Genomic DNA, 22277 nt, shown 5'->3' with positions numbered 1-22277 from the left:
TCCATTGACGCTATGCGGAATTTCAAGTATATTGGATTTAGTTTGGTAGTTTCGGAGGTTCCAGTACGCCCAATGCAGACCGGAGGGGATTTCGTGAGCGTCGACTTGGAGAGGCTGGACACGCGCGAGTATGACTTCAAGGCCGACGAGGATCTCGTGGAGTCCGTTCGCTTCGGAGATAGCGAAGCTTTGGAATATTTGATTCATAAATATCGAAATTTCGTGCGGGCGAAAGCGCGCTCTTACTTTCTGATTGGGGCGGAACGGGAAGACATCGTGCAGGAAGGCATGATCGGCCTGTACAAGGCGATCCGCGATTTCAGAGGGGACAAGCTGGCGTCGTTCAAGGCTTTCGCTGAGCTTTGCATTACCCGACAGATCATTACCGCCATCAAGACCGCCACCCGGCAGAAGCATATTCCTCTCAATTCCTACGTTTCCCTCGATAAGCCGATTTACGACGAAGATTCCGACCGGACGCTGCTCGACGTCATCTGCGGCTCCCGCGTATGCGATCCCGAAGAAATGATCATCAACCAAGAGGAGTTCTACGGCCTCGAGGACAAGATGTCGGAAATCTTGAGCGATCTCGAGCGGAAGGTGCTCATGCTTTACTTGGACGGACGATCCTATCAGGAAATCGCGGTCGATCTCGACCGGCACGTGAAGTCGATCGATAACGCGCTGCAACGGGTCAAGCGAAAGCTCGAGAAGTATCTCGAGGTTCGTGACCTCGCCCACTGACGCGGACATAATCGTTACGTTTACCGCACTCCTACTTACTTAAGCGGCAGCCGAGCGTCAACGGGCTGCTTTTTTCATGCCCGTTAACGCCCGCACGGCTACCAATCGCTATCTTTTTTCGCTTAAGAGGGTTAAGGCGGGCCCGAAGTTGGAAGAATAGAACGAGGATGCTAGACCCCGGCATGAGGTTTCTCCGCGGTTGCTCATAATTGCCAATCCACCATAACCGACAGTTTTCGTTGACATCGCATAAGCGCCTGTGCTAAATTATTTTAGTAACCTTAACGTGGTTTCTTATGCGCTGGCTCTGAATCATCGGCGAAACACCAGGAATTGTTGTCTTGATGCCTTTCGCATCGGCCCAGTTCCTCACGCGGCCTTGGTTCGCCAAGCCGAGTTTCCGCTGAATGGTTGTATTTTTATGAAGTTATGATCCCAGGAGGTGGAAGGGATGCGTGTAATCATCACTCTCGCTTGCACGAGCTGCAAGCAACGTAACTACACGTCGAGCAAGAACAAACGGACTCACGCCGATCGCATCGAGTTGAAGAAGTTCTGCAAATTTTGCAACGAACATACTCCTCATCGCGAAACGCGCTAACTCCTAGGAGGAATGAACGTGACTTTCCTGGCCAAAATGAAACAAAGCTTTGGGTCATTTTTTTCGTTCTTCGCCGACAGTTGGAACGAATTAAAGAAAGTCCGCTGGCCCAACCGGAAAGAGCTCGTCAGCTACACGGTCATCGTTATTGTGACAATACTGCTGGTAACGATCTACTTCTGGGGTCTGGACATCGGTATTTCATCCCTCGTCGATCTGATCATCTGACGCAGGAACCAAAGGTGGCTTTTCCATGGAGAAAAGATGGTATGTAGTGCACACGTACTCCGGTTACGAGAACAAGGTTAAGGCGAACTTGGAGAAACGCGTGGAATCTATGGGTATGCAGGACAAGATCTTCCGTGTGCTCGTACCGATGGAAGAAGAAATCGTCAACAAGGACGGCAAGAAAAAGACGGTTATGCGTAAAGTATATCCCGGCTACGTTCTCGTCGAAATGATCCAGACGGACGATTCGTGGTACGTTGTCCGCAATACGCCCGGGGTTACCGGCTTCGTCGGTTCCACGGGGTCGGGTTCGAAACCGACGGCGCTCCTCCCCGAGGAAGTAGAAGGAATTCTGCGTCACATGGGTATGGACGAGCCGAAGCCGGTCATCGAATTCGAGTTGAAGGAGAACGTCCGAGTGAAGGTCGGGCCTTTCGCGAACTTCGTCGGTTCCGTAGAAGAAATTCTCGCCGACAAGAGCAAGCTTAAGGTGCACGTCAACATGTTTGGCAGGGAAACCCCGGTTGAGTTGGAATTCACTCAAGTGGAAAAAATATAGAACCTTCGGGTTCAGGGTTTCTTGAAAGAGCGGGAGGGGCGAAAGCTTCGTTAAACCGCATTACGGGTCAGGGAGGTGTGCAACATGGCAAAAAAGGTCATCAAGATGGTAAAGCTGCAAGTTAACGCGGGTAAAGCTAACCCTGCGCCGCCAATCGGTCCTGCGCTCGGTCAAGCCGGCGTTAACATCATGGCTTTCTGTAAAGAGTTCAACGCTCGCACGGCCGATCAAGCGGGATTGATTATTCCGGTTGTCATTTCCGTATACGAGGACCGTTCCTTTACGTTCGAGACGAAAACTCCGCCGGCTGCAGTATTGCTGCGCGTAGCTGCTGGTATTCCTAAAGGATCCGGCGAACCGAACAAAAAGAAAGTCGCTACCGTAAAACGCGCGAAAGTACGCGAAATCGCGGAGCAAAAAATGCAAGACTTGAACGCTGCTTCCGTCGAAGCGGCAATGCGTATGGTCGAAGGTACGGCTCGCAGCATGGGCGTCGTGATCGAAGACTAATCGCCTGTTGCCTCGGCGACGGGGCGCATGCGTAACGCGGTCGCTTGCGACCGCTTGTGGGAGGAAACTTCCGTTAAAACCACAAAAGGAGGAGAACAACTTGGCTAAACACGGTAAGAAATACGTAGAATCCGCTAAGCTGATCGACCGCGATGCGACTTACGAATCGTTGGAAGCAATCGAGCTCGTGAAGAAAGCGGCAACGGCTAAATTCGACGAAACCGTCGAAGCGGCTGTCCGTCTCGGCGTCGATCCGAGAAAGCAAGACCAAGCAGTGCGCGGCGTAGTCGTCCTGCCTCACGGCACCGGCAAAACGCAACGCGTCCTCGTATTCGCGAAAGGCGACAAGCTGAAAGAAGCCGAAGCGGCTGGAGCGGATTACGTAGGGGATGCTGACCTCATCGCTAAAATCCAACAGGGTTGGTTCGAGTTCGACGTCTGCGTCGCGACTCCGGACATGATGGGCGAGGTTGGTAAACTGGGCCGTATTCTCGGGGGCAAAGGCTTGATGCCGAACCCTAAAGCGGGCACCGTAACGAACGACGTTACGAAAGCCATCAACGAGATCAAAGCCGGTAAAATCGAATACCGTCTGGACAAAGCCGGACAAATTCACGCTCCGATCGGTAAAGCATCGTTCGACTCGACTAAACTCGACGAGAACCTGAAAGCTCTGATCGACGCGCTGAACCGCGCTAAGCCTGCATCGTCCAAAGGCGTATACCTGAAAAACATCTCGATCTCTTCGACGATGGGACCAGGCGCACGCGTTAACGCTGCGGTTTACCGTTAATCGACTGGCCCTAGGCCAAGCGAAGCTCGGTAAAATTTGTCCTTTGACATCGGTTGTCCCCGGTGATAAGCTGATGTAGCTGATAAACGAATATGGATACCGTAGACCGTAGGTGCTACACGCGAGCGTTTAACGGGACAGCCTAGCTGCCGTTCGATCGTCGTGCCGCTTAATTTCCTACCGAGGTGTGTGGATAGAGCTTCTTCCCTTGACCGGGCGTTTCGGCGTCCGGGCTCGGGCACAAGATCATGTCATGCCTCCGTGAGTCCGCGGGGGCATTTCTTATGTCTCCGGGACGCTCGGGATGAATATACGGTAAACCGAATCTCATAGGAGGTGTACACAATGGCAAATGCAAAAATCATCGAAGCCAAGCAACAGGAAGTCAACGCGATCGCAACGAAATTGCGCGAAAGCAGCTCCACGATCGTAGCGGATTACCGCGGTCTGAACGTGGCGCAAGTGACTTTGCTTCGTAAGCAATTGCGCGAAGCCGGCATCGAATTCCAAGTGTTGAAAAACTCTTTGGTCAGCCGTGCGGCGGCAAGCGCTGAACTGAGCGACCTTGATGCGGTTTTGACGGGTCCTACCGCTATCGCGTTCGGTAAAGACATTGTCGCTCCCGCGAAAATCCTTAGCGATTTCGCGAAGAAAAACGATGCTCTTCAAGTCAAAGGCGGTATCGTCGAAGGACGTTTCGTCGACGCGGCTCAAGTGAAAGCGCTGGCCGACTTGCCTTCCCGCGAAGGCTTGCTGTCCATGTTGCTTAGCGTTCTCCAAGCTCCGGTTCGCAACTTCGCGCTCGCCGTCAAAGCGGTCTCCGAGAAGAACGAAGCAAGCGCGTAAGGCCATTCCGCCGAAGGCGGTCTAACAAAAAAACAAAAGATCCAAGCGATCTTACACTATGGAGGGTATACAAATGAGCAAAGAGCAAATCTTGGAAGCCATCAAAACGATGACTGTTCTCGAACTGAACGACCTGGTTAAAGCAATCGAAGAAGAATTCGGCGTAACGGCTGCGGCTCCGGTTGCAGCAGGCGGCGCTGTCGCTGTTGCCGAAGTAGAAGAGCAATCCGAATTCGACGTTGTTCTGGTTGACGCTGGCGCTTCCAAAATCAACGTTATCAAAGCGGTTCGCGAAATCACGGGCCTTGGCTTGAAAGAAGCGAAAGACCTCGTAGACAACGCTCCAAAAGCAGTTAAAGAAAAAGTGGCTAAAGAAGAAGCCGACACCGTTAAAGCTAAGCTTGAAGAAGCTGGCGCTAAAGTAGAAGTAAAATAAGAAGCGGAATCATCAAACCCCTTGAAGATTTTCTTCGAGGGGTTTGTTCATGCGAAAAATGGTTTATGATGAGTAAAGATGCCGCCTAGGCGCGACGTTGGAGGAACTGCGGTGAACGATCATTACTATTCGAGTCAGCCGAAGTCGGCAAGCGACAAGCAAGTGATCGAAGCGACATTGCGAGGTCATAAGCTGAAGTTGACGTCGGATGCGGGCGTGTTTTCGCGGGACGGGGTGGACTACGGAAGCCGGGTGCTCATCGAGCATATGGACATTCCGCAACAAGCTAGCGTCTTAGACGTGGGTTGCGGCTACGGTCCGATCGGTTTGATCGCCGCCCGCCTTGCGCCGCAAGGACATGCGACGCTGATCGACATCAACGAGCGCGCGGTAGGGCTCGCGACGGCGAACGCCAAGGCGAACGGGATCGAGAACGTAATCATCGCCCAAAGCGATCTGTATTCCGCCGTCGTGAATAGGACCTTCGACGTCATTCTCTCCAATCCGCCGATCCGCGCGGGCAAGGCAGTCGTGCACCGGTTGTTCGCGGAATCGTTCGACCGGCTCAATCCGGGCGGGACGTTCTGGATCGTCATCCAGAAGAAACAAGGCGCGCCTTCCGCGAGAGCGAAGCTCGAGGAAATTTACGGGGAAGACGCGGTCGAAGAAGTCGGCAAGGACAAGGGGTACAGAATCATTCGTTGCAAGAGAACATAGAATTAAAATAATTTGACTTGACATTTTCGCTGTGGTATTATAAAGAAATGTCAGTATTAAGATGGGCTATTTGTCTTTAGTAGTAAAAAGTGTTTAGCCCGCGCCTTTCCACGGAATAAAACCGAGTTCGATGGCGTATAATGGGTTTGTTTTGGGGTGAAGGCAGGAGCGTTTGCCATTGTGCCGCCTACCGGCGCATAAGGGCTTTTCTTTATTTGTGTGTTGAAGCAGACTTAAGGGGTGAGGTTAAGTTGGCAGGACATCTTGTTCAGTATGGCCGCCGTGCACGGCGCAGCTACGCCCGCATTAATGAAGTGTTGGAAGTCCCGAACCTGATCGAGATCCAGCAACAATCGTACCAGAAGTTTTTGGACGAGGGGTTGCGGGAGATTTTTCAGGACATTTCGCCAATTTCGGATTTTACCGGCAATCTCGTGTTGGAGTTTATCGACTACAGCCTCGGCGAGCCGAAGTATTCGGTGGACGAATCGAAGGAGCGCGATGTCACGTTTGCGGCTCCGCTTCGCGTGAAGGTGCGGTTACTTAACAAGGAAACGGGCGAGGTTAAGGAGCAAGAAGTATTCATGGGCGATTTTCCGCTCATGACCGAAACGGGTACTTTCATCATCAATGGTGCGGAACGCGTCATCGTCAGCCAATTGGTGCGCTCCCCAAGCGTCTATTTCAGTACGAAAGTCGATAAGAACGGCAAGAAAAACTATACCGCGACCGTCATTCCGAACCGCGGAGCTTGGCTCGAGCTCGAGACGGACGCGAAAGATATCATTTACGTGCGGATCGACCGTACGCGCAAAATCCCCGTAACGGTACTGCTCCGGGCTTTGGGTTTCGGAACGGACGCCGAGATTTTGGATTTGCTCGGACAAGACGACTTCATCCGCAACACGCTAGAGAAAGACAATACCGATTCCACGGAGAAAGCGCTGATCGAGATTTACGAGCGTCTTCGTCCGGGCGAGCCGCCGACGCTCGAGAACGCACGCAGCTTGCTGATCGCGCGTTTCTTCGATCCGAAGCGTTACGATCTCGCGAACGTCGGTCGTTATAAAGTAAACAAAAAGCTTCACATTAAGAACCGTCTTTTCAACCAACGCTTGGCCGAAACGCTCGTCGATCCGTCGACGGGCGAAATCATCGCCGAAGCCGGACAAATGATCGACCGCAGGCTGCTGGACCAAATCCTCCCGGCCCTCGAGAAGAACGTCGGCTTCAAGACGTATCGCGTTACCGGCGGCGTCTACGAAGCGGAGGACATCCCTCTGCAAGCGATAAGCGTATTCTCTCCGATCGAAGACGGCAGAATCGTGAAAATCATTTCCAACGGCATCATCGACAAATCGGTGAAGAACATCACGCCGGCGGATATCATTTCTTCGATTAACTACTTCATGAACTTGCTGCAATCGATCGGCAACACCGACGACATCGACCACTTGGGCAACCGTCGTCTGCGTTCCGTAGGCGAATTGCTGCAGAACCAATTCCGTATCGGCTTGTCCCGTATGGAACGGGTCGTTCGCGAACGGATGTCGATTCAAGACCAGAACGCGATCACGCCGCAAGCGCTGATCAACATTCGTCCGGTCATCGCCGCGATCAAGGAGTTCTTCGGATCTTCCCAGCTGTCGCAGTTCATGGACCAGACGAACCCGCTCGCGGAATTGACGCACAAGCGCCGTCTGTCCGCGCTCGGACCCGGCGGTCTGACGCGCGAACGCGCGGGCTTCGAAGTCCGGGACGTTCACCACTCCCATTACGGCCGGATGTGCCCGATCGAGACGCCGGAGGGACCGAACATCGGTCTGATCAACTCCTTGTCCACGTTCGCGCGCATTAACGAATACGGCTTTATCGAAGCGCCGTACCGCAAAGTCAATCCGAACACGAACCAAGTGACGGACGAGATCGTCTACATGACGGCGGACGAAGAAGATAACTACATCATCGCGCAAGCGAACGCGCTCCTGAATCCCGACGGCTCCTTCGTCGAAGAGAACATCATCGTCCGGTACAACAAGCAAACGGACAACATTCTCACGATGCCGAGCGACCGCGTGGATTACATGGACGTCTCTCCGAAGCAAGTCGTTTCCGTCGCGACGGCGATGATTCCGTTCCTCGAGAACGATGACTCGAACCGCGCGCTCATGGGATCGAACATGCAACGTCAAGCCGTGCCTTTGCTCATTCCGGAAGCGCCGTTCGTCGGCACCGGCATGGAGCATAAGTCGGCGAAGGACTCCGGGGTATGTATTGTATCCAAATACGACGGTTATATCGAACGCGTTTCCGCCAATGAAATCCAATTGCGCCGCGTCGAGATCATCGAAGGCAAAGAAGTCAAAGGCGACATCGTTAAATACAAGCTTCAAAAATTCATGCGTTCCAACCAAGGCACGTGCATCAACCAACGTCCTTTGGTACGCCGCGGAGATATCATCAAGAAGGGCGATATCATGGCGGACGGTCCTTCCACGGAAACCGGCGAGCTCGCTCTCGGCCGTAACGTCGTCGTTGCGTTCATGACGTGGGAAGGTTACAACTACGAGGATGCGATCCTTCTTTCCGAGAAGCTCGTCCGCGAAGACGTCTACACTTCGATCCACATCGAGGAGTACGAGTCCGAAGCGCGCGACACGAAGCTCGGGCCTGAAGAGATCACCCGCGACATCCCGAACGTCGGCGAGGACGCGCTTCGCAACCTCGACGAGCGCGGCATCATCCGCGTGGGCGCGGAAATCAGCGCGGGCGACATTCTCGTGGGCAAAGTTACGCCTAAGGGCGTGACGGAGCTGACGGCCGAAGAGCGCCTTCTGCACGCGATCTTCGGGGAGAAGGCTCGCGAAGTCCGCGACACCTCGCTCCGCGTTCCGCACGGTACGGACGGCATCGTCGTCGACGTGAAAGTGTTCACGCGGGAGAACGGCGACGAGCTTCCTCCTGGCGTCAATCAATTGGTTCGCGCTTATATCGCCCAGAAGCGGAAAATCTCCGAAGGCGATAAAATGGCCGGACGCCACGGCAACAAAGGGGTTATCGCCCGCATCCTGCCGGAAGAAGATATGCCTTTCCTGCCGGACGGAACGCCTGTACAAGTCGTTCTGAATCCGCTGGGCGTACCTTCCCGGATGAATATCGGCCAAGTGCTCGAAGTTCACTTGGGCATGGCGTGCAAGCTCCTTGGCATCCACGCCGCTACGCCGGTATTCGACGGCGCGACGGAGCACGACGTCTTCGATACGCTCGAAGAAGCCGGCATGCAGCGCAACGGCAAATGGCTTCTGCGCGACGGACGTTCGGGCGAACTGTTCGAACGCGAAGTCACCGTCGGCGTCATGTACATGATCAAGCTGGCGCACATGGTCGACGACAAAATCCATGCCCGTTCGACCGGTCCTTACTCGCTCGTTACGCAACAACCGCTCGGCGGTAAAGCGCAATTCGGCGGACAACGTTTCGGGGAGATGGAAGTATGGGCGCTCGAAGCATACGGCGCCGCTTATACGCTCCAAGAAATTCTCACCGTCAAATCGGATGACGTCGTTGGACGCGTAAAAACGTACGAGTCGATCGTAAAAGGCGAGAACGTACCGGAACCGGGCGTACCGGAGTCGTTCAAGGTATTGATCAAAGAACTCCAAAGCTTGGGCATGGACGTGAAGATCTTGTCCGGCGACGAGCAGGAGATCGAGATGAAGGAAATGGACGACGAGGACGATACCGCTGGAGATAAGCTCAATCTGAATCTCGAAGGTTCCGAAGTCGGCGTTGAATAAAGCAATTTCACGCCGGGCCTTCGGGGCCGTCGCGTAAAGATCCGAAATCTTAGCAACGATGAAGGAGGGCTTGCTCCTTGTTAGACGTCAATAACTTTGAGTTCATGAAAATCGGTTTGGCTTCCCCAGATAAAATCCGGTCTTGGTCGAGAGGCGAAGTCAAAAAACCGGAAACGATAAACTATCGCACGCTGAAGCCGGAGAAGGAAGGGCTCTTCTGCGAGAAAATCTTCGGACCGACGAAAGACTGGGAGTGCCATTGCGGCAAGTACAAGCGCGTTCGTTACAAAGGCGTCGTCTGCGATCGTTGCGGCGTCGAAGTCACCCGCGCGAAAGTACGCCGCGAACGGATGGGACATATCGAGCTTGCCGCTCCGGTATCCCATATCTGGTACTTCAAAGGCATCCCGAGCCGCATGGGTCTCGCGCTAGACATGTCCCCGCGTTCGTTGGAAGAGATTATCTACTTCGCTTCCTACGTCGTTACGGATCCGGGCGATACGCCTCTCGAGAAGAAGCAGCTTCTTTCCGAGAAGGAATACCGCAGCTATCGCGATAAGTACGGTTACGCGTTTCATGCCGGCATGGGCGCGGAAGCGGTCAAACGCCTCTTGCAGGATATCGACCTCGACCGCGAACTCGAAATGCTGAAGGAAGAGCTTCGCACGGCGCAAGGCCAACGCCGCAACCGCGCGATCAAGCGTCTGGAAGTCGTCGAATCGTTCCGCAACTCCGGCAACCTGCCGGACTGGATGATTCTCGACGTGCTGCCGGTCATTCCTCCGGAATTGCGTCCGATGGTTCAATTGGACGGCGGACGTTTCGCGACGAGCGACTTGAACGATCTCTATCGCCGGGTCATCAACCGGAACAACCGTCTGAAGCGCCTTCTTGACCTGGGCGCACCGGACATTATCGTACAGAACGAGAAGCGGATGCTCCAAGAAGCGGTCGACGCCTTGATCGACAACGGCCGCCGCGGCCGCCCGGTAACGGGTCCCGGCAACCGTCCTCTGAAATCCCTCAGCCACATGCTGAAGGGTAAACAAGGGCGTTTCCGTCAGAACTTGCTCGGTAAACGGGTCGACTATTCCGGCCGTTCCGTTATCGTCGTAGGTCCTAGCCTGAAGATGTACCAATGCGGTCTTCCGAAGGAAATGGCGCTCGAGCTGTTCAAACCGTTCGTGATGAAGGAGCTCGTGCTGAAAGGCCTTGCTCACAATATCAAGAGCGCGAAACGCAAAGTCGAACGCGTAAGTCCGGAAGTATGGGACGTGCTCGAGGAAGTCATCAAGGAGCATCCGGTGCTTCTGAACCGCGCGCCTACGCTTCACAGACTCGGTATTCAAGCGTTCGAACCGATCCTCGTCGAAGGACGCGCGATCAAGCTTCACCCGCTCGTCTGTACGGCATACAACGCCGACTTCGACGGCGACCAAATGGCAGTTCACGTGCCGTTGTCCGCGGAAGCCCAAGCGGAAGCCCGTTTGCTTATGCTCGCGTCGGGCAACATCTTGAACCCTAAAGACGGCAAGCCTGTCGTTACGCCGTCCCAGGATATGGTTCTCGGTTGCTTCTACTTGACCATGGACAACAACAAATCGTACGGCACGGGTCTTCGCTTCGCGAACGTCAACGAAGCGGTATCCGCGTACCAACGCGGTACGGAAGGCATCTCCTTGCATGCCCGCGTCATCATTCCGGTCAAAGAACTGAAAAAGAAGACGTTCACGCCGGAACAGCAAGAAGCGTTGATCGTGACGACGATCGGCAAAATCATCTTCAACGAAATTTTCCCGGACACGTTCCCGTACATCAACGAAGCGACCAAAGCGAACTTGGTGAAGGGTACGCCGGACAAATACTTTATCTACGACAAAGGCGCGAATCTCGACGCATTTATCGAAGATCCCGCGATTCCGGGAGCCGTAGGCAAAGAATATCTGGGTAACATCATCGGCGAATGCTTCCGCATTTACCACACGACTAAGACGTCCATGATCTTGGACAGCATCAAACAGCTCGGCTTCACGTACTCGACGCGCGCGGGCATCACGATCGGCGTGGCGGACGTTATCGTTCCTCAAGAGAAGAAAGACATTCTCAAGAAGTCCGAAGAACGCGTATCCGTCGTCGCGACCCAATACCGCCGCGGTTTGATCACGAACGAAGAGCGCCGCGACCGCGTTATCGAGATCTGGAGCAAAACGAAGGACGAAATTACCGAAATCCTGATGAAGTCCATGGATCGCTACAACAACATCATGTTGATGGTAGACTCCAAAGCGCGGGGCAACAAATCGCAAATCACCCAATTGGGCGGTATGCGGGGTCTGATGGCCAACCCGTCCGGTCGAATCATCGAGTTGCCGATCAAATCGAACTTCCGCGAAGGTCTGACCGTACTCGAGTACTTCATCTCGACGCACGGTGCCCGTAAAGGTCTTGCCGATACGGCTCTCCGTACGGCCGACTCCGGTTACTTGACCCGTCGTCTCGTCGACGTCGCTCAAGACGTCATCGTCCGCGAAGACGATTGCGGTACCGATAAAGGGATTACCGTATCCCGCATCGAGGACGGCAAAGAGGTTATCGAGGATCTGTTCGACCGTATCGAAGGCCGTTACGCTTTCGAAACGATCCGCAATCCGGAGACTCGCGAAATTATCGCCAACCGCAACGATTTGCTCGACACGCCTAAAGCGGAAGAAATCATCCGCTCGGGCATCAAGAGCGTGCAGATCCGTTCGGTGCTTAGCTGCCGTGCCCGCCACGGCGTATGTAAGCTCTGCTACGGACGCAACCTGGCGACAGGCAAGAAAGTCGAAATCGGCGAAGCGGTCGGCATCATCGCCGCCCAATCGATCGGCGAGCCGGGAACGCAGCTCACGATGCGTACGTTCCATACCGGCGGCGTAGCCGGAGACGATATCACGCAAGGTTTGCCGCGTATTCAAGAGCTCTTCGAAGCGCGCAATCCGAAAGGTCAAGCGATCATTTCCGAGATGGACGGCGTCGTCAAGGAAATCCGCGAGACGAAAGACCGTCGCGAGATCGAAATCCAAGGCGGAGCGGAGTCCAAAGTGTATCCGGTCAGCTACGGTTCCCGTATTCGCGTTACCGAAGGCCAACAGGTCGAAGCCGGCGACGAGCTTACGGACGGATCGATCGACCCGAAAGAAATGCTTCGGATCAAAGGCATTCGCGGCGTGCAGAACTACATTCTGCAAGAAGTACAACGCGTATACCGGAACCAAGGCGTAGAAATCAACGACAAGCACATCGAAGTCATGATTAAGCAAATGCTTCGTAAAATCCGCATCGTCGATCCGGGCGATACGGTGCTGCTCCCGGGTGCGTTCGTGGATCTTCACGAATACGAGTCCGCGAACCGCGACGCGATCCTGTCCGACAAAGAACCGGCGGTCGCCCGTCCGGTGCTGCTCGGGATTACGAAAGCGTCGCTCGAGACCGATTCGTTCCTCTCGGCCGCGTCTTTCCAAGAGACGACCCGCGTATTGACCGATGCCGCGATCAAAGGCAAAGTCGACCGCTTGCTCGGCCTCAAGGAGAACGTCATTATCGGGAAACTCATCCCTGCGGGTACGGGGATGGCGCGTTACCGCAATATTCGCGTCGTGTCGCCATTTGACGAACCGACCGATGAATCCGCGGAACTCGAACCGGTGGGCGTGGAGTAATAGGATGGCTTGAAAACGATAGAGGACGCCCGCGAGGGCGTCCTCTTCTCTATTTGAAATCTCCTTATTTTACGCTGGTCGATGTTCTTGACACACCCAATTCGAAGTGATAATATATCCTAGTGTGTGCCAGACGTGCGTCGTTATGACGTACATCGATACGGCGCGATCCAAGGCAAAGTGCGACATTGCTACGGAAGCGGACGGCCCTGCCGAAGCTTTCGTTGAGGAATAAGACTACCGGGTTTGATGCGGCGAAGCAGAAGAGAAATTCTCTCATGAGTTGTCGGTCGGGCCCTTTCTCGTCTCTCAAAATGAACCACCTGGATCTGTGGGCTTCGCAAGCCGATATCGGTTAAGTCGTTTACTCATCATTTTTATATCGACAAGGGGAAGGGGGTGGCAACATGCCAACAATTAACCAGCTCGTTCGCAAGGGCCGTCAATCGAAGGTCACGAAATCCAAATCGCCTGCTCTTCAAAGAGGCTTCAACGCGTTGAAACGCGTAGAAACCGACTTGAGCGCTCCGCAAAAACGCGGCGTGTGCACTCGCGTAGGAACAATGACTCCGAAAAAACCGAACTCCGCGCTTCGTAAATACGCAAGGGTTCGTCTGACGAACCGCGTTGAGGTTACTGCCTACATCGGCGGTATCGGTCACAACTTGCAAGAGCACAGCGTCGTACTCGTACGCGGTGGCCGGGTTAAAGACTTGCCAGGGGTTCGTTACCATATCGTTCGCGGCGCGCTTGACACTGCGGGCGTTAACAACCGTAAGCAAGCTCGTTCCAAATACGGTACGAAAAGACCGAAAGTCAAAAAATCCTAATAAGCGCATAAGCGGCGGTTACGCCGCATGAAGCGCACACAACCGAGAAAGGAGGAACTCCGATGCCACGTAAAGGACCGGTTCCGAAACGGGATGTACTCCCGGATCCGCTGTACAACAGCAAACTAGTCACTCGCCTCGTCAACCGTATCATGATCGACGGTAAGAAAGGCGTAGCTCAACAACTTCTGTACGATGCATTCGAATTGATTAAAGATCGTTCCGGCAAAGATCCAATGGAGGTCTTCGAAGCTGCGATCAAGAACATCATGCCGGTGCTGGAAGTTAAAGCACGCCGCGTAGGCGGCGCGAACTACCAAGTGCCTATCGAAGTTAAGCCTGAGCGTCGCACGTCCCTTGGACTGCGCTGGCTCGTTAACTACTCCCGCAACCGCGGCGAGAAAACGATGGAAGAGCGTCTGGCTGCCGAAATTCTGGATGCATCCAACAACACGGGTGCAGCCGTCAAGAAGCGTGAAGACACTCACAAAATGGCGGAAGCGAACAAAGCATTCGCTCACTACCGCTGGTAGGATTCGTTTAGCGCAAGACAATCGAAGGGAGACTGTAACATGGCTAGAGAGTTCTCCTTGCAAAATACGCGCAATATCGGGATTATGGCGCATATTGACGCTGGTAAAACCACGACCACTGAACGGATTTTGTTCTACACCGGACGCGTTCATAAAATCGGCGAAGTGCACGAAGGCGCCGCTACGATGGACTGGATGGAACAAGAGCAAGAGCGCGGCATCACGATCACGTCTGCCGCGACGACCGCTCAATGGAAAGGTCACCGCATCAATATTATCGACACTCCGGGTCACGTTGACTTTACGGTAGAGGTCGAGCGCTCCCTTCGCGTATTGGATGGAGCCGTTGGCGTATTCAGCGCCAAAGAAGGTGTAGAACCGCAATCCGAGACGGTATGGCGCCAAGCCGACCGTTACGGCGTACCGCGTATCGCGTACGTCAACAAAATGGATATCATCGGCGCGGACTTCCTCAACGTCGTTAAAGACATGGGAGAACGCCTGAACGCTAACGCGGTAGCAATTCAATTGCCGATCGGCGCGGAGAACGACTTTAAAGGCATGATCGACCTGATCGAACGGGTTGCTTACATCTATAAAGACGATCTCGGCAAAGAACCGGAAACGGTAGCGATTCCTTCCGAGTATGAAGCGCAAGTCGAAGAACTTCGCGCGGTTCTGGTCGAGAAGGTCGCCGAGCTGGACGAAGAGCTGACGATGAAGTATTTGGAAGGCGAAGAGCTTTCCATTGCCGAAATCAAAGCGGCCCTTCGCAAAGGCGTCTGCGAAGTGAAAATCTTCCCGGTCGTCTGCGGTTCTTCTTACCGCAACAAAGGCGTACAGCCTATGCTGGACGCGGTCATCGATTTCCTTCCTGCTCCCGTCGACGTTCCGGACATCAAAGGTATCCTGGACGACGGTACGGAAACGGTTCGTAAATCTTCCGACACCGAGCCGTTCGCGGCGCTCGCATTCAAGATCATGACCGATCCTTACGTTGGTCGTCTGACCTTCTTCCGCGTTTACTCCGGCGTACTGAGCGCAGGCTCTTATGTCGTCAACGCGACGAAGGGCAAACGCGAACGCGTCGGCCGTATTCTGCAAATGCACGCGAACAGCCGTCAAGAGATCGATCAAGTGTACGCGGGCGATATCGCCGCTGCCGTCGGATTGAAAGATACGACGACGGGCGACACGCTTTGCGACGAGAAACATCCCGTCATCCTCGAATCGATGAACTTCCCGGAGCCGGTTATCCAACTCGCGGTCGAACCGAAAACGAAAGCCGACCAAGATAAAATGGGTATCGCTCTGCAGAAGCTCGCGGAAGAGGATCCTACGTTCCGTGCCCACACAGACGAAGAAACGGGACAAACGATCATCTCCGGTATGGGCGAGCTCCACTTGGAGATTCTCGTTGACCGCATGCTTCGCGAATTCAAGGTCGAGACGAACGTCGGTAAACCGCAAGTCGCTTACCGCGAGACGTTCCGTCAAGCCGCGAAAGTCGAAGGCAAGTTCGTTCGCCAATCCGGCGGACGCGGTCAATACGGCCATTGCTGGATCGAATTCGAACCTCGCGAACCTGGCGAAGGCTTCTTGTTCGAGAACAAAGTCGTCGGCGGCGTCGTACCTCGCGAATTTATCGCGCCGGTACAAGCCGGTATCGAAGAGTCGATGAAGAACGGCGTTCTCGCCGGCTTCCCGCTCGTCGATATCAAAGCGACGATCTTCGACGGATCGTACCATGACGTCGACTCCTCGGAGATGGCGTTCAAAATCGCCGGATCGATGGCGCTTAAAGCAGCGAAGGACAAATGTAATCCTTGCTTGCTCGAGCCAATCATGAAGGTTGAAGTAACGGTTCCGGAAGAGTACTTCGGCGATGTTATGGGAATGTTGAGCTCCCGTCGCGGACGCATCGAAGGATCGGATATGCGTTTCGGCGCACAAATCGTCCGTGCGAAGGTGCCTCTCGCCGAGATGTTCGGTTACTCCACGACGCTTCGCTCCGGTACGCAAGGCCGCGGCGTATTCTCGATGGAACTTTCCCACTACGAAGAAGTGCCTAAGTCGATCTCGGAAGAGATCATCTCTAAACACAAAGGCGCGTAAATCGGTAGCAAGCGGACGGGACCGGGAACGCCAACGCGCGATTCCCGGCCCGCCACCTATATAAACTTGTAATTATTAAGGAGGAAAAGTATCAATGGCAAAGGCTAAATTCGAACGTAATAAACCCCACGTTAACATCGGTACGATCGGTCACGTCGACCACGGCAAAACAACGACTACGGCTGCTATCACTTCCGTATTGAACAAAAAATACGGCAGCGGCGCTGCTGTTGCGTTTGACCAAATCGACAAAGCTCCAGAAGAGCGCGAGCGCGGCATCACGATCTCCACGGCTCACGTTGAGTACGAGACTCCTAACCGTCACTACGCTCACGTTGACTGCCCTGGACACGCCGACTACGTTAAAAACATGATCACGGGCGCTGCTCAAATGGACGGCGCTATCCTGGTCGTATCCGCTGCTGACGGCCCTATGCCGCAAACGCGCGAGCACATCCTGCTCTCCCGCCAAGTAGGCGTTCCTTACATCGTCGTATTCTTGAACAAATGCGACATGGTTGAAGACGAAGAACTTCTTGAGCTGGTTGAAATGGAAGTTCGCGACTTGCTCAACGAGTACGAGTTCCCGGGCGATGACACTCCAATCATCCGCGGCGCTGCTCGTGAAGCACTTGCTAACCCAGAAGGCCCTTGGGCTGACAAAATCATCGAGCTGTTCGAAGCTATCGACAGCTACATCCCGACTCCTGAGCGCGCAACCGACAAGCCATTCTTGATGCCGGTTGAGGACGTGTTCACGATCACAGGTCGCGGTACGGTTGCTACGGGTCGCGTTGAGCGCGGTATCATCAAAGTAGGCGATGAGGCTGAAATCATCGGTCTGCAAGAAGAAACTCGCAAATCCGTCGTAACGGGCGTTGAAATGTTCCGCAAATTGCTCGACCAAGCGCAAGCTGGCGACAACATCGGCGCATTGCTTCGCGGCGTTGACCGTAAAGACATCGAGCGTGGCCAAGTTCTCGCGAAACCAGGTTCGGTTAAACCGCACACTGAGTTCACGGCTCAAATCTACGTTCTGACTTCCGGCGAAGGTGGCCGTCACAAGCCTTTCTTCACGGGATACCGTCCACAGTTCTACTTCCGTACGACGGACGTAACTGGCATCATCAACCTGCCAGAAGGAACTGAAATGGTTATGCCTGGTGACAACATCACGGTAACCGTTCAACTGATCTCCCCGATCGCTATCGAAGAAGGAACTCGCTTCGCTATCCGCGAAGGCGGCCGTACCGTTGGTGCAGGCGCAGTAGCTTCCATCCAAAAATAAGCGACCTTCGAGTCGAAAAAGGCTGTCTCGGCATTATGCCGGGACAGCCTTTTTGTGATAAAGGCGGAGACCCTCAGAAATCGAATATCTTCAGCGTGCATAGGATCGTAGCTACGCCACCGCTCGATATCGTCGCGACCGATAGAAATATTTTTTCCGGCGGCAACAGCAGTCCCCCCAAGGAAATGACGAGAACGTCCATGAGTAATATGAGGATACCGACGTTCATTCTCATTCTCGGAGCGAGCAGTTTGGCGAGAAGGTCCATTCCTCCGGAGCTTGCGTCGTATCTTAATAAGATGCCGAATCCGACTCCGATGCAGAGGCCGGCCGCGACGGAAGCATCGAAGGGATGGCTCGTGACGTATCGGCTCCAAGGCCGTATCGATGAGAAAAGGTCGGTGAAGCAGGAGAGGGAGATCATGCCAAGGAGACTGTACAGGAAGATCGTCTTATCCTTAAACCATGCATATAGGAAGACGGGGGCGCTGAAGACCAGCAGGACGATGCTGACTTTAACGCCGAGCACGTAGTTAAGGATGAGGGCCAGTCCGATGAATCCCCCGTCCAACACCTTGTTCGGCATCAAGAAGAAATTAATGCCCATAGCGATCAATAGGCATCCGATTCCGATGCCCATTATTTTATTGATCAAATGCATCCGATGACCATTCCCCTCAACCAGCCTGTCTTATCTATATGTAAGAACGGACAAGGATTGAACTGGAGAATGGAAATCGTTGGGCGATCGGTCGTTAGTGAGCCGTTCGGATGGAATCCTCGTAAGGATCCAAGTAAAGCTTATTCTGCGAATCTACTTGCGCGAAATAGATCTTTTCCGGTTTCGTTCCGAGCGAATGCAATTTCGCGTAGAGCCAATTTTCGTTGAGACCGATTTTACGGAGGGAGTCCTCAAGTACTTTGCCATCCATGATGACGGCCATGCTCGGTTTCTCCGCATTGACCTGCAGCTGAAGATCGGCGGGGGTAAGCGGTTGATGTTCTTTCTTGAGCATGACGTTTAGTTCCCCGCTCGTGTCCATGATGGCGAATTCGACCGTCGCGATGTTGTAAACGTCCTTCATCCGTAGCATCTCCATTAATTCGTCCGAGGTGATTCGTTCCTTACGCATGTTCTTTTCGAGAATCTTTCCGTTCTGAATGATGACGGTGGGAGTCCCGTCGAGAAGATTGCGTGCTTTTTTGCTTTTTAATTGAAGGAACTCGATGCCAAGGGAGATGGCTGTCCATACGACGATCGCGATGATGCCGAGACCCCATTCCGAATCCGTATCCAGCGATAGGTACGCGGCCATGTTCCCGATGGAGATACCCGTGATGTATTCGAACAACGATAATTGCGATATTTGCCTTTTGCCGAGTACCCGGGTGAGGATAAACAAGATCAGTACCGCCATCAACGTGCGCAGCGTAACTTCTAACCAATCGGGCATCTGGATCCCTCCGCCAAAGTGAGTTCCGACGATCACCGAATCAGTTTCCCCAAAGCCTCGAAAGTTGATGTACGTGAGATCGAAACGGACCGCGAGGAATGGACAACACTGACAGACGAATAATAATTAACTTTATGTTGCAATCGACTGGGCAGATCGCTATAATAGTGAATGTTGGTCTGTGACTGTGCGTTGATGTGAGAGGTTGCCGACACACCCGGCCCCTTTGCCATAAAGGATGCCAACAGGTGATTGTCGGGTTATTCTCGCGGAGTATGTCCGATTCCAAAATTGGGCGAATGAAGGAGGGAATTCTATGGCTAAGCAAAAAATCCGTATCCGTTTGAAAGCCTACGACCACCGTATCCTGGATCAATCCGCGGAGAAAATCGTAGAAACGGCAAAACGTACTGGTGCAGGTGTTTCTGGACCGATCCCGTTGCCGACCGAGAAGCAGATCATCACGATCCTGCGCGCGGTGCACAAGTACAAAGATTCGCGTGAGCAGTTCGAAATGCGTACGCATAAGCGTCTGATTGATATCGTCAATCCTACGCCGCAAACGGTCGACGCTCTGATGCGTTTGGACCTGCCGTCCGGCGTTGATATCGAAATCAAGCTGTAATCTTAAGCTTTACCATCATTGAGATTGATCAAGAAAAGAGGTGTCAACATGTCAGGAATCTTGGGACGTAAAATCGGGATGACGCAATTCTTCACGGCTGACGGCAACGTAGTGCCTGTTACCGTCGTAGAAGCGACTCCGAACGTAGTATTGCAAAAGAAAACTGTGGATAACGATGGATACGAAGCAGTTCAGCTTGGTTTCGCGGACAAACGCGAGAAGCAAGCGACTAAACCAGCCATCGGCCACGCGAAAAAGGCCGGCACGGCACCCAAGCGCTTCATTCGCGAGGTTAGCGGCATCGATGCTGCTAGCACGGAAGTTGGACAAGAGCTTAAAGTTGACCAATTCTCCGCTGGCGATGTTGTTGACGTAACGGGAGTATCCAAAGGTAAAGGAACGCAAGGCGCCATCAAACGTTGGGGCTTCCAACGCGGCAAGATGACGCACGGTTCCAAATACCACCGCGGTAACGGCTCGCTCGCGACGATTCGCGACGCAAACCGCGTACCGAAAGGCAAAAAAATGCACGGTCGCATGGGTAGCGAAACGATCACGGTACAAAACCTCGAAATCGTTAAAGTCGATGCAGAGCGTAACGTATTGCTGATCAAAGGTTCCGTACCGGGCGCTCGCAATAGTTATCTCAAAATCCGCTCGTCGGTGAAGAAATAATTAACGAAGGTTTCAGGAAAGGAGGACCACCTCATGCCGAAAGTATCGGTATTTAACGTAGAAGGCAAGGAAGTCGGACAATTGGATCTGGCGGAAGGGATTTTCGGACTTGCTCCGAACGTTCACGTTCTGCACAGCGCCGTATTGCTCCAACAAGCTTCGCTTCGCTCGGGCACGCACGACACGAAAGGTCGTTCGGAAGTTCGCGGGGGCGGACGCAAGCCGTGGAAACAAAAAGGAACGGGCCGCGCTCGTCAAGGTTCCATTCGTTCGCCGCAATGGAAAGGCGGCGGTATCGTATTCGGACCAACGCCTCGCAGCTACGGCTTCAAGTTGCCGCGCAAAGTTCGCCGCTTGGCGATCAAATCCGCGTTGTCGAGCAAAGTGCAAGGCAACCAGCTTATCGTTCTCGATCAACTGAGCTTGTCCGCGCCTAAAACGAAGGACATCGCGAAGATCCTGAACAACCTCAAAATCTCCCGCAAAGCGCTCGTCGTTACGGCTGATTTTGACAACAATGTGGCCCTGTCCGCGCGTAACATTCCTGGCGTGAAATTCGTTTCCGCAGAAGGAATCAACGTACTCGACGTGATGAAGCATGATCAACTGATCATCACGAAAGACGCGGTCGCTAAAGTCGAGGAGGTGTTCGCGTAATGAAAAATCCTCGCGATCTGATCAAACGGCCGGTCATTACCGAACGTACGAGCGAGTTCATCGAACAACGCAAATACGTGTTCGAAGTCGATCTTAAAGCTAACAAAACCGAGATCAAACAAGCGATCGAGTCGATCTTCAAAGTGAAGGTCACCGGCGTCAATACGCTCAGAATGCCTGCTAAGCCTAAGCGCTACGGCAGACACAGCGGTTATACGTCCGAATGGAAAAAAGCCATCGTGCAGCTTTCCGCAGACAGCAAACCGCTCGAGTTCTTCGAAGCTTCCGTATAATAAGTCTCTAGAGTAAGGAGGGAATCCACTTGCCAGTCAAAAAGTTTAATCCGATTACGGCCAGCCGTCGTCAAATGACGATCGCGACGTTCGAAGAAATCACGGCAACCGAGCCGGAGAAATCTTTGCTCGCGCCGCTATTCAAACGCGCAGGCCGCAACAACCAAGGTAAAATTACGGTTCGTCACCACGGCGGCGGACATAAGCGTAAATACCGGATTATCGATTTCAAGCGCACGAAGGACGGCATTCCCGGCCGCGTGGCTACGATCGAATACGATCCTAACCGTACGTCTTACATCGCCCTGATCAACTACGCGGACGGCGAGAAAGCTTACATTATCGCTCCAAAAGGCCTTAAAGTAGGCGACGAGATTATGTCCGGTCCAACGGCCGACATCAAGATCGGCAACGCGCTCGCGCTGGAGAACATTCCGGTCGGTACGGTTATCCACAACATCGAATTGAAGCCGGGCAAAGGCGGCCAATTGGTTCGCGCAGCCGGCACGAGCGCTCAACTGCTCGGCAAAGAAGAAACTTACGTCACGATCCGCTTGACTTCCGGCGAGATTCGTCGCATCCTCAAAACTTGCCGCGCCACGATCGGTACGGTAGGCAACCAGGATCACGAGTTGATCAACGTAGGTAAAGCAGGACGTACCCGTTGGTTGGGCAAGCGCCCTACCGTCCGCGGCGTCGTCATGAACCCGAACGATCACCCGCACGGCGGTGGCGAAGGCCGCGCTCCGATCGGACGCAAATCCCCGCTGTCTCCTTGGGGTCAGCCTACGCTCGGTTACAAAACTCGCAAGAAGAAAAAAGCTTCGAGCAAATACATCGTTCGTCGCCGCAGCAAGTAACAAACTGTCTAGCGG

The 22277-nt window shown here is 53.7% G+C and carries 22 protein-coding genes and 1 other annotated feature; of the genes, 20 read left to right on the top strand and 2 right to left on the bottom strand.

What is annotated here, in order from left to right; all coding sequences use genetic code 11:
• The first annotated feature begins 93 nt into the window (after nt 1-93).
• The 15 genes from sigH (at nt 94) to tuf (ending at nt 17698) form a co-directional block, all read left to right on the top strand.
• A complete protein-coding gene (gene sigH, locus ACFPPD_RS08610; RefSeq protein WP_209750105.1) occupies nt 94-744 on the top strand; it encodes an RNA polymerase sporulation sigma factor SigH in 651 nt (216 codons plus the stop codon).
• 451 nt (nt 745-1195) lie between these two features.
• Nucleotides 1196-1345, top strand: a complete 150-nt coding sequence (gene rpmG, locus ACFPPD_RS08605; RefSeq protein WP_094050645.1) for a 50S ribosomal protein L33 — start codon at nt 1196-1198, stop codon at nt 1343-1345.
• 18 nt (nt 1346-1363) lie between these two features.
• On the top strand, nt 1364-1573 hold the full coding sequence (gene secE, locus ACFPPD_RS08600) for a preprotein translocase subunit SecE (protein ID WP_209750124.1): 210 nt from the start codon (nt 1364-1366) through the stop codon (nt 1571-1573).
• Nucleotides 1574-1598: 25 nt separating this feature from the next.
• On the top strand, nt 1599-2132 hold the full coding sequence (gene nusG / locus ACFPPD_RS08595) for a transcription termination/antitermination protein NusG (RefSeq protein WP_209750104.1): 534 nt from the start codon (nt 1599-1601) through the stop codon (nt 2130-2132).
• An 84-nt stretch (nt 2133-2216) separates the two neighbouring features.
• A complete protein-coding gene (gene rplK, locus ACFPPD_RS08590; RefSeq protein ID WP_209750103.1) occupies nt 2217-2642 on the top strand; it encodes a 50S ribosomal protein L11 in 426 nt (141 codons plus the stop codon).
• 100 nt (nt 2643-2742) lie between these two features.
• Complete coding sequence (gene rplA / locus ACFPPD_RS08585; RefSeq protein WP_209750102.1) at nt 2743-3435, top strand: 50S ribosomal protein L1; 693 nt, start codon at nt 2743-2745, stop codon at nt 3433-3435.
• Nucleotides 3436-3516: 81 nt separating this feature from the next.
• Nucleotides 3517-3727: a sequence feature (ribosomal protein L10 leader region), on the top strand.
• A 53-nt stretch (nt 3728-3780) separates the two neighbouring features.
• Entirely contained in the window at nt 3781-4281 is a 501-nt protein-coding gene (gene rplJ / locus ACFPPD_RS08580) for a 50S ribosomal protein L10 (protein ID WP_209750101.1), read from the top strand.
• A 73-nt stretch (nt 4282-4354) separates the two neighbouring features.
• The gene (gene rplL, locus ACFPPD_RS08575) at nt 4355-4717 is read left to right on the top strand and encodes a 50S ribosomal protein L7/L12 (RefSeq protein ID WP_209750100.1); all 363 of its coding nucleotides are present in this window, start codon (nt 4355-4357) and stop codon (nt 4715-4717) included.
• 111 nt (nt 4718-4828) lie between these two features.
• Entirely contained in the window at nt 4829-5434 is a 606-nt protein-coding gene (locus tag ACFPPD_RS08570) for a class I SAM-dependent methyltransferase (protein WP_209750099.1), read from the top strand.
• A gap of 251 nt (nt 5435-5685) precedes the next feature.
• Nucleotides 5686-9231 (top strand): DNA-directed RNA polymerase subunit beta, encoded by a 3546-nt coding sequence (gene rpoB, locus ACFPPD_RS08565; protein ID WP_209750098.1) that lies wholly within the window; start codon nt 5686-5688, stop codon nt 9229-9231.
• A 77-nt stretch (nt 9232-9308) separates the two neighbouring features.
• Nucleotides 9309-12932 carry a DNA-directed RNA polymerase subunit beta' gene (rpoC, locus tag ACFPPD_RS08560; protein ID WP_209750097.1) on the top strand — a complete coding sequence of 1208 codons (3624 nt, stop codon included), beginning with the start codon at nt 9309-9311 and terminating at the stop codon, nt 12930-12932.
• A 407-nt stretch (nt 12933-13339) separates the two neighbouring features.
• Entirely contained in the window at nt 13340-13762 is a 423-nt protein-coding gene (rpsL, locus tag ACFPPD_RS08555) for a 30S ribosomal protein S12 (protein ID WP_209750096.1), read from the top strand.
• Between the two features lie 62 nt (nt 13763-13824).
• Nucleotides 13825-14295: a 30S ribosomal protein S7 gene (rpsG, locus tag ACFPPD_RS08550; protein WP_209750095.1), complete on the top strand. Its 471-nt coding sequence runs from the start codon at nt 13825-13827 to the stop codon at nt 14293-14295.
• 39 nt (nt 14296-14334) lie between these two features.
• Nucleotides 14335-16410 (top strand): elongation factor G, encoded by a 2076-nt coding sequence (gene fusA / locus ACFPPD_RS08545; RefSeq protein ID WP_209750094.1) that lies wholly within the window; start codon nt 14335-14337, stop codon nt 16408-16410.
• A 94-nt stretch (nt 16411-16504) separates the two neighbouring features.
• Complete coding sequence (gene tuf, locus ACFPPD_RS08540) at nt 16505-17698, top strand: elongation factor Tu (protein ID WP_209750093.1); 1194 nt, start codon at nt 16505-16507, stop codon at nt 17696-17698.
• A 73-nt stretch (nt 17699-17771) separates the two neighbouring features.
• Here tuf and ACFPPD_RS08535 read toward each other — a convergent pair whose 3' ends face one another.
• Nucleotides 17772-18359 (bottom strand): YitT family protein, encoded by a 588-nt coding sequence (locus tag ACFPPD_RS08535; RefSeq protein ID WP_209750092.1) that lies wholly within the window; start codon nt 18357-18359, stop codon nt 17772-17774.
• Between the two features lie 94 nt (nt 18360-18453).
• On the bottom strand, nt 18454-19152 hold the full coding sequence (locus tag ACFPPD_RS08530) for a DUF421 domain-containing protein (RefSeq protein WP_209750091.1): 699 nt from the start codon (nt 19150-19152) through the stop codon (nt 18454-18456).
• A 316-nt stretch (nt 19153-19468) separates the two neighbouring features.
• On the opposite strand from ACFPPD_RS08530, the gene rpsJ reads away from it, so the two are divergent.
• The 5 genes from rpsJ to rplB are packed head-to-tail and all read left to right on the top strand — an operon-like array spanning nt 19469 to nt 22262.
• Complete coding sequence (rpsJ, locus tag ACFPPD_RS08525) at nt 19469-19777, top strand: 30S ribosomal protein S10 (RefSeq protein ID WP_027087350.1); 309 nt, start codon at nt 19469-19471, stop codon at nt 19775-19777.
• A 48-nt stretch (nt 19778-19825) separates the two neighbouring features.
• Nucleotides 19826-20452 carry a 50S ribosomal protein L3 gene (rplC, locus tag ACFPPD_RS08520; RefSeq protein WP_209750090.1) on the top strand — a complete coding sequence of 209 codons (627 nt, stop codon included), beginning with the start codon at nt 19826-19828 and terminating at the stop codon, nt 20450-20452.
• Between the two features lie 33 nt (nt 20453-20485).
• Complete coding sequence (rplD, locus tag ACFPPD_RS08515) at nt 20486-21109, top strand: 50S ribosomal protein L4 (protein WP_209750089.1); 624 nt, start codon at nt 20486-20488, stop codon at nt 21107-21109.
• Nucleotides 21109-21402, top strand: a complete 294-nt coding sequence (gene rplW, locus ACFPPD_RS08510; RefSeq protein WP_209750088.1) for a 50S ribosomal protein L23 — start codon at nt 21109-21111, stop codon at nt 21400-21402. The genes rplD and rplW overlap by 1 nt, the downstream gene beginning before the upstream one ends.
• A gap of 29 nt (nt 21403-21431) precedes the next feature.
• Complete coding sequence (gene rplB / locus ACFPPD_RS08505) at nt 21432-22262, top strand: 50S ribosomal protein L2 (RefSeq protein ID WP_209750087.1); 831 nt, start codon at nt 21432-21434, stop codon at nt 22260-22262.
• Nucleotides 22263-22277 lie beyond the last annotated feature (15 nt).

Source organism: Cohnella suwonensis, from assembly GCF_042655365.1.
In the GTDB taxonomy this organism is placed as follows: Bacteria; Bacillota; Bacilli; order Paenibacillales; family Paenibacillaceae; genus Cohnella; species Cohnella suwonensis.
The sequence above is the reverse complement of the archived record's forward strand: the minus strand, read 5'-3'. Positions and strand labels throughout refer to the sequence as shown.